The following is a 15,295-nucleotide window of genomic DNA, read 5'->3' on the forward strand; positions in this document are numbered from 1 at the left end:
CGTCTCTCCGATGCCAGAGCCCTCAAAGCCCTTCAGGACGCAAAATCAACACCCCCAGCGGCGGCAAATTTAGCGACAGCGACACCGGTTGCCCATGGCGCGGTTCTTCCTGGGTGAACACGGTGCCCCCATTGCCGTAGTTGGAGCCGGCGTAGGTGTCGGCGTCACTGTTGATCACCTCTCTCCAACGCCCGGCAAACGGTACGCCAACGCTGTAAGCTTCGCGCGGCACCGGGGTGAAGTTAGCCACTACCAGGACCGGCCGGCCCTCCTTGCTCCAGCGCAGCCAGGCATAGACGCTGTTGATCGCGTCGTCGCCGATCAGCCACTGGAAGCCCTGGGGTACATCGTCCTGTTCGTGCAGCGCCGGCTCCTCGCGGTACAGGCGGTTCAGGTCACCCACCAGCTTCTGCACACCTTTGTGCTCGGCGTACTGCAACAAGTACCAGTCCAGTTGCTGGTCGTGGTTCCACTCGCGCCACTGGCCGAACTCGCAGCCCATGAACAGCAGTTTCTTGCCGGGGTGCATCCACATGAAACTCAGGTAGGCCCGCAGGTTGGCGAACTTCTGCCAGCGATCGCCGGGCATCTTGTCGATCAGCGAGTGTTTACCGTGCACCACTTCGTCGTGGGAGATCGGCAGGATAAAGCGCTCGGACCAGGCATACACCAGGCCGAAACTCAGTTCGTTGTGATGGTGGGCGCGGTACACCGGGTCTTGCTGGATGTAATGCAGCGAATCGTGCATCCAGCCCATGTTCCATTTGTAGCTGAAACCCAGGCCGCCCTGTTGGGTGGGCTGGCTGACGCCTGGCCAGGCGGTGGACTCCTCGGCGATCACCAGCGCCCCTGGCGCCTCCAGTGCGACCACATCGTTCAAGTGGCGCAGGAAGTCGATGGCTTCCAGGTTCTCCCGTCCACCATGGCGGTTGGGCACCCATTCGCCGGCCTTGCGGGAATAGTCGCGGTATAGCATCGACGCCACCGCATCCACCCGCAGCCCATCGACGTGAAAGTGCTTGAGCCAGTGCAAGGCCGAAGCCAGCATGAAGCCATGGACCTCGGTACGCCCCAGGTTGTAGATCAGGGTGTCCCAGTCCTGGTGGAAGCCTTCCAGGGGGTTGGCGTATTCGTACAGCGCCGTGCCGTCGAATTGCGCCAAGCCATGGGTATCGGTAGGAAAATGCGCCGGCACCCAATCCAGGATCACCCCGATATCCGCCTGGTGCAGGGCATTGACGAAATAGCCGAAATCCTCCGGCGAACCGAATCGGGCGCTCGGGGCGAACTGCGACAACGCCTGATAGCCCCAGGAGCCGCCGAACGGATGTTCCATGATCGGCATCAGCTCGATATGGGTGAAGCCCAATGACTGCACATAGGGAATCAACCGCTCGGCCAGTTCACGCCAGCCGTATTGGCGGGCCACTTCGCCCGCCTCATCCAGCTCGCATTGCCAGGAGCCCACATGCAGTTCGTAGATCGACAACGGGGCGCTGCTCTTCTGCCGTTCGCTGCGTGACTGCATCCACGCCTGGTCCTGCCAGTCCACCTGCAAGGGGGCGGCGACTTTGGATGCCGTGTCCGGCGGCAGTTGGGTGGCCAGGGCCATGGGGTCGGCCTTGAGTGGCAGAATCCCGTGGGCGCCGAGTATCTCGAACTTGTAAGCCGCGCCCGGTTGCAGGCGTGGAATAAAGATTTCCCACACGCCCGAGGGATGGCGCAAGCGCATCGGGTGGCGGCGGCCGTCCCAAATGTTGAAATCGCCCACCACCGATACGCGCCGGGCATTCGGTGCCCACACGGCAAAACGCACGCCCTGCACACCATCGACCGTGGTGACCTGGGCGCCCAGGCAACTGCCCAGGTCACGATGATTGCCTTCGGCAAACAGGTACAGGTCCATTTCCCCGAGGAGCAACTGGCTGAAACTGTAGGGGTCTTCGGTGATCTGTTCACCACCGGCCCAGTGGATTTTCAGCAGGTAGGCCTGGCGCGTGCCGAACTGCCCGACAAACAGCCCCGGCACCTGGGTCTGATCCAGGCTGCCGATCGGCTCGCCGCTATCACGGCTCAGTACCTGGACACTCAGGGCCTGCGGCAAAAATGCGCGGATAAATTGGCCCCCTTGCTCGTCATCGTGCGGCCCCAGGATCGAGAACGGGTCCGGGTGCTCGGCGCGCACCAGCGCTTCGACGTCGCTGGACGCCGGCATTGCAGTCAACTTGGGCTGCAGCGGTTCTTTGTGCGTATAACTCATGACATCTCTCCACCGCGTGCATTTTTCGATATAGGTACAAGCCCATTGAGCAAGCTGTGCAGCCCCTGCAAGGGCACCGGCAACCAGCTCGGGCGGTTTTCCGCTTCGTAGGCTACTTCGTACGCGGCCTTCTCCAGGCTGAACAACGTCAGCGCTGCATCCTGGCCACCGGCATCCTGCCAGTCATGCGCCAGTGTAGACGTCGCCACCTGATAAGCCTCGGTGAACGCTTGCCTGGCCTCTTTGAGGTAGCGATCAGTCACGCGTTTGCGCGCCTGCTCGGCTTCAGGCGAGTTATCCACGCCTTGCCCCTGCACATTCAGGGCCATCGCCGCCGCGTAATCAAAGGAGCGCAACACGCCGCTCACATCTTTGTAGGGGCTGTGCTTGCCACGCCGTTCATGCAACGGCCGCGCGGGTTCCCCTTCAAAATCGATCAGGAACGCATCCCCCTTGACCACCAGCACCTGGCCCAGGTGCAAATCGCCATGCACCCGAATCCGCAGCCCGCCCGCCGTGGCTTTCGCCAGCGCCTGGACATGCCCGGCGATGGCCTTTTTCTGCGCCAGCAGTTCACTGACCAACGCCTGGTCGGCGGGGTTCAACTGTTGTTGATGAAGCTTGAGCAATTGCAGCGCACGCTCGATTTGTGCGCCGACATCCTTGGCCCAGGCCTGGGTAAGCTTGAGCGTGGTGGCTTCAGGCTTGAAGTCTTGGTTGGCGGTCGGCTTGGCCAATACCTGGTGCATTTCACCCAGGCGTTGCCCCAGCAAACCGGCGAAGTCCTTGAGTTCGCCGAGGGCGTTGTAATGCTGCTCCTGTTCGGACACAGCCTGAGCCAGCTCATCGCGAAGCGCCCGCTCCAGGTTGTTTTGCGTCCAGGCCCAGGCATCGCCCTGGTTACTCAAATAGCCTTGGGCGATCATCAACAGGTTGTCCTGGCCTTGGCTATCGCGGCGGATCACCGAGCCCAACAGCGGCGAGATATTGGGGTAGTTGGCGGCGGTCAGGTAAGCACTCATCTCCAGTTCCGGGTGCACGCCGCTGCTGACCTTGCGGATCAGCTTGAGTACCAAGTGTTCACCCACCACCACCGAGCTGTTGGACTGCTCGGCCGAGAGATAGCGCACCTCGGTGCTCTCCGTCAGCCCCAGGCTGCCCAGATGCGCGGTGGCTTCGAACCGCAGATCGCCCTCTGCGGTATTCAGCACCGAACCGGCCTGCAAGCCCTGGATCACGGCGCGCACAAAGTGCTCAAGGCTGAACGCGTCGGTCACCAGCCCGACCTGGCGCGCCCGGCGTACGCGGGCCATGGCCAGTTGCTGGGGCAAGGCGCTGGTGAACTGGTCTTCGGGCAAAAAGCCGAATGGCAACTGGTAACGGCTGACCTGGCCGCCACTGGTCACGTCGATTTCGCTGAGGAGCACAGGGTGCGCGGGGTCGCCGAAGCGCACGCCATAGGCAATATGCACACGGTCGATGCTCGCGTCCTTGCCGGCGAACCAACGCCGCTTGGGCAACCAGGTCGGCAACGCGGTCTGTTCCAAGGTGGTGCGACACGGTTCTTCGAGTAATTCTTCCATGCGTTTTTTCAGTACCAGGGTGGTGAAGTCGGGCATGCTTTGCGCAGGTTCCACATGCCAGCTGGGCATCTGGTTCTGCGCCGCCAGCACAAACCAATAGAAACCGTAGGGCGCCAAGGTCAGCAGGAAATGCAGTTGGCCGATGGGCGGGAATGCGTTACCCCCGAGCATCTCCACCGGCACCATGCCGGCGAACGCCGACAGGTCCAGCTCGGCGGCCTGGGCGCTGCGTGACACGTTGGCCACACACAAAATGATTTCGGTACGCCCGTCTTCCCCCGTGTATTCGCGGGTGTAGGCCAGAATGCGGCGGTTGCTCGGCGAGAGCATTTTCAAGCTGCCCCGGCCGAACGCCTTGGACTGCTTGCGCACCGCCAACATGCGCCGGGTCCAGTTCAGCAATGAATGCGGGTCTTGGGTCTGGGTTTCGACGTTGACCGACAGGTAGCCGTATTGCGGGTCCATGATCGGCGGCAACACCAGGCTGGCCGGGTCGGCGCGCGAGAACCCGCCGTTACGGTCGATGGACCACTGCATGGGCGTACGCACCCCGTCGCGGTCGCCGAGGTAGATATTGTCACCCATGCCAATTTCGTCGCCGTAATACAGGGTCGGCGTGCCGGGCATCGACAGCAGCAGGCTGTTGAGCAACTCGATCCGGCGGCGGTCGCGCTCCATCAGCGGCGCCAGGCGCCGACGAATCCCCAGGTTGATCCGCGCACGACGGTCGGCCGCGTAGTAATTCCACAGGTAGTCACGCTCTTTGTCGGTGACCATTTCCAGGGTCAGCTCATCGTGATTGCGCAGGAAAATCGCCCACTGGCAATTGGCGGGGATCTCCGGGGTCTGGCGCAGGATATCGGTGATGGGGAAGCGGTCCTCCTGGGCCAGCGCCATATACATGCGCGGCATCAGTGGGAAGTGAAAGGCCATATGGCATTCATCGCCGTCATCGCCGGTCTGTTCGCCGAAGTAAAGCTGCGTGTCTTCCGGCCACTGGTTGGCCTCCGCCAGCAGCATGCGGTCAGGGTAATGGGCGTCGATTTCCGCACGGATCTGCTTGAGCACCGCGTGGGTTTCGGGAAGGTTCTCATTGTTGGTGCCATCGCGCTCGATCAGGTAGGGAATGGCGTCCAAGCGCAAGCCATCGATACCCATGTCGAGCCAGTAACGCATCACCGACAGCACCGCCTTCATGACTTGCGGGTTATCGAAGTTCAGGTCGGGCTGGTGGGAGTAAAAGCGGTGCCAGAAATACTGGCCGGCGACCGGGTCCCAGGTCCAGTTGGACTTTTCGGTGTCGAGGAAAATGATCCGGGTGCCATCGTATTTCTGGTCGTCATCGGACCACACGTAGAAATCCCGCGCCGCCGAACCCGGCTTGGCCTTGCGCGCACGCTGGAACCAGGGGTGCTGGTCGGAGGTGTGGTTGATCACCAGTTCGGTGATGACCCGCAACCCGCGTTGATGCGCTTGGGCGATAAAACGCTTGGCGTCGGCCAGGGTGCCGTAGTCACTGTGCACGCCTTGGTACTCGGCGATATCGTAGCCGTCGTCGCGGCGTGGCGAGGGGTAGAACGGCAGCAGCCAGATCGTGTTGACGCCCAGGTCGGCGATGTAGTCAAGCTTGTCGATCAGCCCGGCAAAGTCGCCGATGCCGTCGTTATTGGCGTCGAAAAAAGATTTGACGTGAACCTGATAGATCACCGCGTCCTTGTACCACAGTGGGTCTTTGATGAACGTCGCGGAACTGGGTCTCTTCGCCATTGGAAACTCCTGAATAGGCTATTTGTGCAGGCCGGATCCCACAGGACTCAAGCAACGCTGATGCGCCAGATGCCGAACGGCATATGCGGTTCAAGCCGCGTCCACTGGGTCTTGCCATACCAAGTCCAGCGATGGCCGCTCATCAGGTCTTCGCCCTGGGTCTGGGCGTCGTCCGGCAGGCCCAGCTCCCACAACGGCAGTTCGAAGTGCGCTTCCTGGGCGTTATAGGGGTCAAGGTTGACCGCCACCAGGATGAAGTTGTCGCCCTCCTCAGTGCGCTTGCCGAAGTACAGGATGTTGTCGTTCCAGGCGTTGTACAGCTTCAACCCCAAGTGCGTATGCAATGCCGGGTTCTGACGACGGATGCGGTTGAGCTGGGCGATCTCGGCGATGATGTTGCCGGGCGCGGTGAAGTCCCGTGGGCGGATCTCGTACTTCTCGGAGTCCAGGTACTCTTCCTTGCCCGGCACCGGCGCGGCTTCACACAGCTCAAAGCCCGAATACATGCCCCACAACCCCGAGCCCATGGTGGCCAGCGCGGCGCGGATCAAAAAGCCGGGGCGGCCGGACTCATGCAGGAAGCCGGGGTTGATGTCCGGCGTGTTGACGAAGAAGTTCGGCCGAAAGCACTCGCGCCATGGCGATTGACCCAACTGCGTGAAGTATTCGCTCAGCTCGGCCTTGGTATTGCGCCACGTGAAATAGGTATAGCTCTGGGAATAACCGACCTTGCCCAGGCGCGCCATCATCGCCGGCGTGGTGAACGCTTCAGCCAGGAAGATCACCTCGGGGTACTGGGCGCGCACGTCGCTGATCAACCATTGCCAGAACGGCAGCGGCTTGGTGTGCGGGTTATCCACGCGAAAGGTCTTCACGCCCTCTTCCACCCAGCCCACGACAACGTCGCGCAGCTCAGTCCACAGGCTTGGGATGGCATCGGCGGCGTAGAAGTCGACGTTCACGATGTCCTGGTATTTTTTCGGTGGGTTCTCGGCATACTTGATCGTGCCGTCCGGGCGCCAGTTGAACCAGCCCGGGTGTTGCTTGAGCCACGGATGGTCCTGGGAACACTGGATGGCGAAGTCCAGCGCAATCTCCAGGCCATGGTCGGCAGCCGCCCGAACCAGGCGGCGGAAGTCATCGAGCGTGCCGAGCTGGGGATGGATGGCCTCGTGGCCGCCGCTCTCGCTGCCAATTGCGTAGGGGCTGCCAGGATCATCGGGACCGGCCGTCAACGCGTTGTTCCGCCCCTTGCGGTGGCTGCGACCAATCGGGTGGATCGGCGGGAAGTACAGCACGTCAAAACCCATGTCCTGGATCATCGCCAGGCGTGAGTGCACATCGTTGAACGTGCCGTGACGCGCCGGGTCGTCGGTGATCGAGCGGGGAAACAGCTCGTACCAGCTGGCGAACTGCGCCCGCTCGCGCTCCACGTCGATCGGGTAGAGCTTACTGATGCTCAGGTAGGCGCGATGGTCGGCCTGGGTCATCAGGTGTGCACTGTCTTCGTGCAGAAACTGCGCGACCTGCTCGGTTTCCAGCAAGCCGGAGAGTTCGTGATGCAGCAGCATCAGGCGGTCACGCAGCTCATTGTCACTGCGTTCGGCGGCCTGCAGCACCAGGCTGCGGCCCTCCTGCAACTCGAGGCTGACCGGCACCCCGGCCTCATGCTTCTTGCGCAGTTCATAGCAAAAGCTGGCGAAGGTATCGATCCAGGCTTCGATGCAAAATTCGTGGGGGCCTTGGGTCGTGACGGTGAACGCGCCTTCCCAGCCGTTATTGCCGACATCCGTCATCACCACGCTGTGCCAACTCTGCTCATCCAGGGCGCGCCAGCGGATCAGCACCGCAAGCTGGTCATGGCCGTCGGCAAACACCTTGCTGGTGACGTTGACGCGCTGCCCGACCACGGCTTTCACGGCAAACTCGCCGCCGTCGATCACAGGTGTGGTGCTCTCAATCGCGATCCGGGGCAATAACAGCGCCTGGGACAGCGGTAATCGGGAATCTTCTGGAGCCTGTATTTCAGCAGTCATCGAGCCTCTCCCCCTAACGCCCTGTGGACGCGCTTGTGTGCTTGATCCAATGGCCAGACGCCCAGTGCTCAACCTGGATCTGGCCGTCATAGGTCCGAGCCTGGGCCAGTGTTAAAAGTTCAGGCGGATATGCCGCCATCGGGCGGGGAATCAATTCGCCCGGGTGGCTGTCCACCGATAGAGCAAAGCACAAAGGAGGCCACACCGATGACTATCCCGATCCCGGCGGAAACCCCGGACCCGAATATCGACAAACCGACGCTTCCACCGACAGAGCCGGAGCCGATCCCGGAGAAAGAACCACCGGAAACCCAGCCGCCGCCGGTGGAAGAACCGCCGACCACCATGCCGCCGGTAATCGTCAGTCCTTCTCCAACAGCTTGACGATCCGCGGCATGATGCTGAACACCGCCAGGGCCAACAGCGTACTGAGCACCGCCGTGGACTCACGCCCCATTCCCGCCGCCACGCCAATCGCGGCGGTCATCCACAGGCCTGCGGCGGTGGTCAGCCCTTTGACGTGCTGGCCCTCCTCATCTTCCTTGCCCTTGAGAATGGTGCCGGCCCCCAGAAAGCCAATCCCCGCAATGACCCCCTGCAGTACCCGGCTCATGGCGTCCGCCTGGCTGCCGGACATCTGCGGCACCAGCACGAACAAGGCCGCGCCCAAGGCCACCAGCATGTGAGTGCGGACCCCGGCCGCCTTGCCTTTTTGTTCTCGTTCAAAACCGAGGATGCCCCCCAGGATCGCGGCAATCACCAGCCGTACAGTGACTTGGGTGAGCTGCCTGGCATCGCCGATATCGGCAAACTCGGCCAATAGGGTGCGCCACACTTCGTGCAACCACGTATCCATGAAGCTTGTCCTCTTTTTATGATCGTTAGGGGGATGGACAGCAGCGACCGCCAGTCAGTTGCCTTGAACCCCAGGCAAACCGCGAGCCCTAAAGGTTATCCGGGGTAAAAAAAAGGAAATCAGCATGCCCGTCCGTATCGAACACCAGACCTGTTACTTCAAGATCGACGACAGCGGCCAGGAGCAACGTCTCGACGCCACTGACGTGACCGTGAGCACAGACAGCGCAAAGTCCATGTCTTATGTGCAACTGGATGACCGGCGCCTCTACATCACCGAAGCTGAGGCGGATGCCTTGACCGTTGCAGGCGCCCAGGATGGTCGCAAGCATGTGAAGGCGACGGATGATGATTCGGTGATTTGACTGATCTGTATCCAGCTGGGCTGAATCACCGCTGCACTGTGCATGGCACTGGGTGCAGCAGATTGTCGCAGGCGTTGCGTCACAGCCCATCTGATCCGCTTTTTATCGCCATAGCTGAGTCTGTTATGCAAACAGTGCCACGCGCATAGTTCATTGGCCTGATGGAGGCTGATGAGCGAACGACCGTGAGCGAAAGAATCCCTACCGTGGAAACCTTTGAGCCCATCCACCCAAAGAAGGTGAAGGCCAAATCCAGCGACAACCTGATCCATACCCGCAGCTTCACCGGCCTGTTCCGCACCTTGCGCATGGCCGGTGCGGGCTTTCTGTTCCTGGCGTTTTTCGGCACCGTGTGGCTGAACTGGGGCGGGCGCCAGGCGGTGCTGTGGGACTTGGCGGAGAGTAAATTCCACATTTTTGGTGCGACCTTCTGGCCCCAGGACTTCATCCTGTTGTCGGCGTTGCTGATCATCTGCGCTTTTGGGCTATTTGCCATCACCGTATTCGCCGGTCGTGTGTGGTGCGGCTATACCTGCCCACAGAGTTCGTTCACTTGGCTGTTCATGTGGTGCGAGAAGGTCACCGAAGGCGAACGCAACCAGCGCATCAAGCTGCAGGCGGCGCCCTGGAGTCTCAACAAACTGGCGCGGCGCTCGGCCAAGCACACCTTATGGCTGGGCATCAGTGTGCTGACCGGCTTGACCTTTGTCGGCTATTTCACGCCAATCCGCCCCCTGGCCGCCGAACTGCTGAGTCTGCAAATGGGCGGGGTCAGTCTGTTCTGGGTGTTGTTTTTTACCGGCGCGACCTACCTGAACGCGGGCTGGCTGCGCGAAGCGGTGTGCATGCACATGTGCCCCTATGCGCGGTTCCAGAGTGTGATGTTCGACAAAGACACCCTGACCATTTCCTACGATTCGGCCCGTGGTGAACACCGTGGCCCGCGCAAACGCGAGGTCAAACCCTCCGACGTCGGGCTGGGCGATTGCATCGACTGCCAGCTGTGCGTACAGGTCTGCCCCACCGGCATCGACATCCGCGACGGCTTGCAAATGGAATGCATCGGCTGCGCGGCGTGCATCGACGCCTGCGACTCGATCATGGACAAAATGGGCTATGCCCGTGGCCTGGTCAGCTACACCTCTGAACATCAACTGCAAGGCGGCAAAACCCACCTGCTCAGGCCGCGCCTGATCGGCTACAGTGCCGTGCTGCTGGTGATGATCGCCGCACTGGTGGTGGCCCTGGTGGGGCGGCCGATGGTGTCGCTGGATGTCACCAAGGACCGTGGCATGTTCCGCGAGAACAGCCAGGGCTTGATCGAGAACATCTACAGCCTCAAGGTCATCAACAAGACCCAGCAGCGCCAGGACTACCGCCTGGAACTGGAAGACGCCGCAGGCTTCCAGCTGCAAGGCAAGACCGAGATCAGCCTGGCACCGGGGGAAATCAGCGATATACCGGTGTCGGTGGTCCTGCTGGCGGACAAACCGACAACCAGCTCGCAGACCCTGCGCTTCAAGGTGACGGACATCGACGAGCCCTGGATCCATAGCGCCGCCGATAGCCGCTTTGTGGCGCCGATGAACCGATGAAAACCCAGTGTTCGGGCACACCGAGCCTGAGCGAGGTGCCGAGTGGTGGGGCAAAGCGTTTTTGGTTACTTTTGGCGCTCTTCCAAAAGTGACCCGCCGTAAGGGCGGAACCCTAAGCCGCCGTTACCGCAGCAATGGATATGTACACGACCCACATCCCGGTCGGCTGACAGACCGCCACGGGAGCAAGCTCCCTCGCCACAGGTTTCAACTTGGCACCGGGAGCAAGCCCCGTCCCACACCTTTAGCCGTGCTCATTCTAAAAAACCACCCAAGGCCCCCATGAAACGCTACGAAAAATTCGCCGACGACATCGCAGAACTGATCCGCACCGGCGTCCTCGGCCCCGGCCAGCGCGTCCCATCGGTGCGCTATGCCAGCCAGACCTACGGCGTCAGCCCATCCACCGTGTTCCAGGCCTACTACCTGTTGGAGCGCCGCGGGCTGATCCGCGCACGGCCGCGTTCGGGCTACTTCGTCAACACCCATGCCCCCCGCCCGTTTTCCGAACCGGTCGTGAGCGAACACGTGCACGAGTCCACCGAAGTGGATGTGAGCGAACTGGTATTTTCGGTACTCGACTCCATCAAGGACCCGAATACCGTGCCCTTCGGCTCGGCCTTCCCCAGCCCCATGCTGTTCCCATTGCCACGCCTGGCGCGCTCCCTGACCAGCGCCAGCCGTGCGATGGACCCGCGCCTGGTGGTCACCGACATGTCGCCGGGCAACCCGCAACTGCGTCGGCAAATTGCCCTGCGCTACATGGTCGGCGGCCTGATGCTGCCCATGGAGGAGTTGCTGATCACCAACGGTGCCCTCGAAGCCCTGAACCTCTGCCTGCAAGCCGTGACCGAACCGGGCGACCTGGTAGCCATCGAGGCGCCCGCGTTCTATGCCTGCCTGCAAGTGCTGGAACGCTTGAAACTCAAGGCCGTGGAAATCCCCGTGCACCCGCGCGACGGCATCGACCTCAATGCCTTGTCACAAACCCTGGAGCGCTACCCGATCAAAGCCTGCTGGACCATGACCAGCTTTCAGAACCCCATGGGCGCGACACTGCCGCAAGCCAAGAAACAGGCGTTGGTGGAACTGTTGCGCAGCCACCAGGTGCCGTTGATCGAAGACGATGTCTACGCCGAGTTGTACTACGGGCAACAGCCGCCCAAACCGGCGAAAGCCTTCGACACCGAAGGCTTGGTGATGCACTGCGGCTCGTTTGCCAAGAGCCTGGCGCCGGGCTACCGCGTCGGCTGGGTGGCAGCCGGGCGCTTTGCACAGAAGGTCGAGCGCTTGAAGCTGATGACCTCGCTGTGCCCCTCCATGCCGGCGCAGGCGGCGATTGCCGACTACCTGCAACACGGTGGCTATGATCGACATCTGCGTAAATTGCGCTACGCCCTGGAAGAACAGCAGAGTGCCATGCTGGCCGCCATCGCCCGCTACTTCCCCGCACAGACGCGGGTCAGCCAACCGGCCGGCGGGTATTTCCTGTGGCTGGAACTGCCGGAGCAGACCGATTCGCTCAAGCTGTTCCAGATGGCCTTGGCCCAAGGCATCAGCATTGCGCCGGGGCCGATTTTTTCGGCAACCCAGCGTTTCAGAAATTGTATCCGCTTGAATTACGGCAGCCCCTGGACCGAGGCTTCAGAAAAGGCCATGGAGACGTTGGGGCGGATTGTGCGCTCGTTCTAACGCCCGCCGCCCAAGTCGAGGAACGTCCCCGTGGTATAGGAAGCCTTGTCCGACAGCAGCCAGATAATCGCCTCCGCCACCTCATCCGGGCGCCCGCCACGGGCCATCGGGATACCGGACTCCAACTTGCTGACGCGGTCCGGGTCGCCACTGAGGGCATGGAAGTCGGTGAAAATGTAGCCGGGGCGCACCGCATTGACGCGAATGCCCTCGCCCGCCACTTCCTTTGACAGGCCAATGGTGAAGGTATCCAGAGCGCCCTTGGACGCCGCATAGTCGACATACTCACCCGGCGAACCCAGCCGCGCCGCCACCGACGACACGTTGACGATACTGCCGCCCTGCCCTCCGTGCCTTGGCGACATGCGCAGCAGCGCGTGCTTGGCACACAGGATCGGGCCCAGCACGTTGGTTTTCATGATTTTCAGGATACGGAATTCGGACATCTCATCGACCCGCGACTTGTGCCCCACCGTACCGGCGTTGTTGACCAGCGCGGTGACACGGCCCAGCTCGGTATCCACGCGATGAAACAGTGCGATCACCTCATCTTCAATGCTGACATCCGCCCGCACGGCGATCGCCTGCGCCCCTAGCGCGCGGACCTGTTCCAGCACGCGCAGGGCCGCGGCTTCATCCGACTGATAGTTGATGCAGATGCGATAACCCTGCCGGGCAGCCAACAGTGCCGTCTTGGCGCCGATCCCTCGGCTACCTCCGGTGATAATGACGACTTTATCCATGGGTGCTGCCTCCTGATTCAACCAAACGTTTAGGGTTGAATCCAGAATACCTGTCACACCTCGTTCTTGTCAGGCGCTGCCGCGTCTTCGGCACGCCGGATATCCGCCATGAACCTATCGGCGGGTAACGGGTGGCCCAAAAAGTAGCCCTGCAGAGCGTTGCAGCCCAGGCGCGTCAGAAAGCTTTGCTGAACATCCGTTTCCACGCCTTCGGCAACGATGCGCAAGCCCAGGGCCTGGCCCAGCGCGACGATCGCCGAGACGATCGCCGCATCATCGCTGTCGTGTTCCAGGTCACGCACGAACCCCCGGTCGATCTTCAACTCGTTGGCCGGCAGGCGCTTGAGGTACATCAGGCTGGAATAGCCGGTGCCGAAGTCATCGATGGACAGGTCGACGCCCATGTCCGAGAGCTGCTGCAATACCGCCATACTGGCATCGGCGTCGCTCATCGCGGTGGTCTCGGTGATTTCCAGGGTCAGGCTGTTGGCCGGCAATTGGTGACGGGCCAGGGCGGCGGCCACACTCTTGACCAACCCGGCATGGCAGAACTGCAATGCGGACAGGTTCACCGCGATCCGCCAATCCTGATAGCCCTCGGCGCGCCAGAGGGCCATCTGCCGACAGGCTTCATTGAGCACCCAGTCACCGATGGCAATGATCAAGCCGGTCTTTTCCGCCAATTCGATAAAGGTGGCGGGCAACAACAAGCCCTGTTGCGGATGCTCCCAACGCAGCAAGGCTTCGGCACCCACCGCCCGACCACTGAGCGCATCGAATTTGGGCTGGTAATGCAGGCGCAACTGCTGCTGTTCGATTGCGTTGCGCAAGTCCTGCAACAACTGCAGTTGTTTGCGCGCATTGGTGTTCATCGAGACATCGAAGAAGCTGTAGCCATTCTTGCCCATGCCCTTGGCGTGATACATGGCGGCATCGGCGTTCATCAACAGGTCTTCGGGGCTATTGCCATTGCCCGGGAACAACGCGATACCGACGCTGGCGGAGATCTGCAGGTCGTGCTCGGCCACCCTGAACGTCCGGTTGATCAGGTCGACCTGGCGCGCGGCCAGGCTCATGGCGTCATCCGGTTGCATCAGTTGCACCAGCAGCACGAACTCATCGCCACCGATACGGGCCAGGGTGTCCTGGCTGCGCAGGTCTTCGCGCAAGCGTACACCCACTTCGCGCAGCAACTGGTCACCCATGTGGTGGCCGAAGGCATCGTTGACCGGTTTGAAACCGTCCAGGTCGATAAACATCAACGCGAAGCAGCCACCTTGCTCGTTCACCGTCTGCATCGCTTGCTGGATGCGGTCGGAAAGCAACATGCGGTTGGGCAACCCGGTGAGCATGTCGTGCAAGGCCAGGTGGGTCAGTTCCTGGTTGGCCTGCGTCAGGGAGTCGGCCAGCACGGCGGTACGTGCCTCCAGGCGAGCATCTAGCAAGGAGGTCAACAAGGCGATGATCAGTACCGAGAGGCTGGTGACCAGCACCAGATTATCCAGGCCTTTGCCACTCAACCCCGACAATGCGGCGCCGCAATAACTGTCTTCGGGAAACTGGGCGGCCGCCATTCCGGTGTAGTGCATGCCGACGATGGCCACCCCCATGACCACCGCCGCGCCTGCGCGGGCCAAGCGGACATAGGGCGTATTGCGCCGCAGGTTGAAGGCGATCCACAACGCAGCGCCCGAGGCCACCACGGCGATCAGCAAAGACGCGCCAAACAGGCTGGGGTCGTAGTCGATACCCGGGGTCATGCGCATGGCCGCCATCCCGGTGTAGTGCATGCTGCTGATGCCCGCGCCCATCACCAACGCACCGAACCCCAGTTGCCAAACAGGCAGGCGTTGCTGGCTGACCAGCCACAGGGCAAAGCCGCTGGACAAGACCGCAATCAGCAACGATAGCGCGGTGATCTCGACGTCGAATCCCAATGCAAACGGCAGGCGCAAAGCCAGCATGCCGATAAAATGCATGGACCACACCCCCACGCCCATCGCCAATGCGCCGCCGGTCATCCATAAATACACCGCACGGCCCTGGGTGGTCGCGATGCGGCCGGCCATGTCCAGTGCGGTATAGGACGCCAGGATCGCCACGAACAGGGAGATCACCACCAAAGAGGGAGAATAACTACCGATGAGCATGGGTTTTCTCAGAACCGACGGGGCTGAAAAAAACCCGTACCAGATGGAAAAGGCGGCGATTGTAGCGAGAAAAATTATCGGCGGCTCGCTTAATCGTCAAAATGCCACTAGTGGCATTTGCCCCTGTAGGAGCGAGCTTGCTCGCGAAGAATTCACAGGCACCGCGTTCATTCAGGCAACCCGCGTTATCGTTGAGGTTTTTCGCGAGCAAGCTCGCTTCTACATTCCAGTCGCTCCAAAAAGCCGGCC

Annotated in this window: 10 protein-coding genes; 4 read left to right on the forward strand and 6 right to left on the reverse strand. The window is 61.5% G+C overall.

Features of this window, described 5'->3' with window-relative positions; all coding sequences use genetic code 11:
* Nucleotides 1-22 precede the first annotated feature (22 nt).
* From glgB to DK870_RS26985, 3 genes are read right to left on the reverse strand one after another with little or no spacing between them, the layout of a single operon-like run.
* Complete coding sequence (gene glgB, locus DK870_RS26975; RefSeq protein WP_161550222.1) at nt 23-2,260, reverse strand: 1,4-alpha-glucan branching protein GlgB; 2,238 nt, start codon at nt 2,258-2,260, stop codon at nt 23-25.
* Entirely contained in the window at nt 2,257-5,610 is a 3,354-nt protein-coding gene (treS, locus tag DK870_RS26980; protein ID WP_161550223.1) for a maltose alpha-D-glucosyltransferase, read from the reverse strand. The genes glgB and treS overlap by 4 nt, the downstream gene beginning before the upstream one ends.
* Nucleotides 5,611-5,657: 47 nt before the next feature.
* Nucleotides 5,658-7,646, reverse strand: coding sequence for an alpha-1,4-glucan--maltose-1-phosphate maltosyltransferase (locus tag DK870_RS26985; protein ID WP_161550224.1), 1,989 nt, complete (start codon nt 7,644-7,646; stop codon nt 5,658-5,660).
* 207 nt (nt 7,647-7,853) lie between these two features.
* Here DK870_RS26985 and DK870_RS29470 point away from each other — a divergent pair, with 207 nt between their 5' ends.
* Complete coding sequence (locus tag DK870_RS29470; protein WP_178126910.1) at nt 7,854-8,030, forward strand: hypothetical protein; 177 nt, start codon at nt 7,854-7,856, stop codon at nt 8,028-8,030.
* On the opposite strand, the gene DK870_RS26990 is transcribed toward DK870_RS29470, so the two are convergent.
* Nucleotides 8,008-8,502 (reverse strand): MgtC/SapB family protein, encoded by a 495-nt coding sequence (locus tag DK870_RS26990; protein WP_090371370.1) that lies wholly within the window; start codon nt 8,500-8,502, stop codon nt 8,008-8,010. The genes DK870_RS29470 and DK870_RS26990 overlap by 23 nt on opposite strands.
* 124 nt (nt 8,503-8,626) lie before the next feature.
* Between DK870_RS26990 and DK870_RS26995 the strand changes: the two genes are divergently transcribed.
* From DK870_RS26995 to mapR, 3 genes are all read left to right on the forward strand, one after another.
* Nucleotides 8,627-8,866, forward strand: coding sequence for a DUF3203 family protein (locus tag DK870_RS26995; protein WP_161550225.1), 240 nt, complete (start codon nt 8,627-8,629; stop codon nt 8,864-8,866).
* Between the two features lie 185 nt (nt 8,867-9,051).
* Nucleotides 9,052-10,461, forward strand: coding sequence for a cytochrome c oxidase accessory protein CcoG (ccoG, locus tag DK870_RS27000; protein WP_161550226.1), 1,410 nt, complete (start codon nt 9,052-9,054; stop codon nt 10,459-10,461).
* 282 nt (nt 10,462-10,743) lie between these two features.
* A complete protein-coding gene (mapR, locus tag DK870_RS27005) occupies nt 10,744-12,153 on the forward strand; it encodes a GntR family transcriptional regulator MpaR (protein WP_161550227.1) in 1,410 nt (469 codons plus the stop codon).
* Here the strand turns inward: mapR and DK870_RS27010 are convergent.
* Both DK870_RS27010 and DK870_RS27015 read right to left on the reverse strand, forming a co-directional pair.
* Entirely contained in the window at nt 12,150-12,896 is a 747-nt protein-coding gene (locus DK870_RS27010) for an SDR family oxidoreductase (RefSeq protein ID WP_161550228.1), read from the reverse strand. The genes mapR and DK870_RS27010 overlap by 4 nt on opposite strands.
* A 53-nt stretch (nt 12,897-12,949) precedes the next feature.
* Nucleotides 12,950-15,046, reverse strand: a complete 2,097-nt coding sequence (locus tag DK870_RS27015; RefSeq protein WP_161550229.1) for a bifunctional diguanylate cyclase/phosphodiesterase — start codon at nt 15,044-15,046, stop codon at nt 12,950-12,952.
* Nucleotides 15,047-15,295 lie beyond the last annotated feature (249 nt).

Origin of the sequence: Pseudomonas sp. Q1 (assembly GCF_009935975.1) — a bacterium.
GTDB classification, from domain to species: domain Bacteria; phylum Pseudomonadota; class Gammaproteobacteria; order Pseudomonadales; family Pseudomonadaceae; genus Aquipseudomonas; species Aquipseudomonas palleroniana.

Excerpts from the sequence above, each read along its gene's own strand:
- mapR (WP_161550227.1), top strand. The coding sequence starts at position 10,744 with ATGAAACGCTACGAAAAATTCGCCGACGACATCGCAGAACTGATCCGC.
- DK870_RS29470 (WP_178126910.1), top strand. The coding sequence starts at position 7,854 with ATGACTATCCCGATCCCGGCGGAAACCCCGGACCCGAATATCGACAAA.
- DK870_RS26990 (WP_090371370.1), bottom strand. The coding sequence starts at position 8,502 with ATGGATACGTGGTTGCACGAAGTGTGGCGCACCCTATTGGCCGAGTTT.
- DK870_RS26985 (WP_161550224.1), bottom strand. The coding sequence starts at position 7,646 with ATGACTGCTGAAATACAGGCTCCAGAAGATTCCCGATTACCGCTGTCC.
- treS (WP_161550223.1), bottom strand. The coding sequence starts at position 5,610 with ATGGCGAAGAGACCCAGTTCCGCGACGTTCATCAAAGACCCACTGTGG.
- DK870_RS27015 (WP_161550229.1), bottom strand. The coding sequence starts at position 15,046 with ATGCTCATCGGTAGTTATTCTCCCTCTTTGGTGGTGATCTCCCTGTTC.
- DK870_RS27010 (WP_161550228.1), bottom strand. The coding sequence starts at position 12,896 with ATGGATAAAGTCGTCATTATCACCGGAGGTAGCCGAGGGATCGGCGCC.
- DK870_RS26995 (WP_161550225.1), top strand. The coding sequence starts at position 8,627 with ATGCCCGTCCGTATCGAACACCAGACCTGTTACTTCAAGATCGACGAC.
- glgB (WP_161550222.1), bottom strand. The coding sequence starts at position 2,260 with ATGAGTTATACGCACAAAGAACCGCTGCAGCCCAAGTTGACTGCAATG.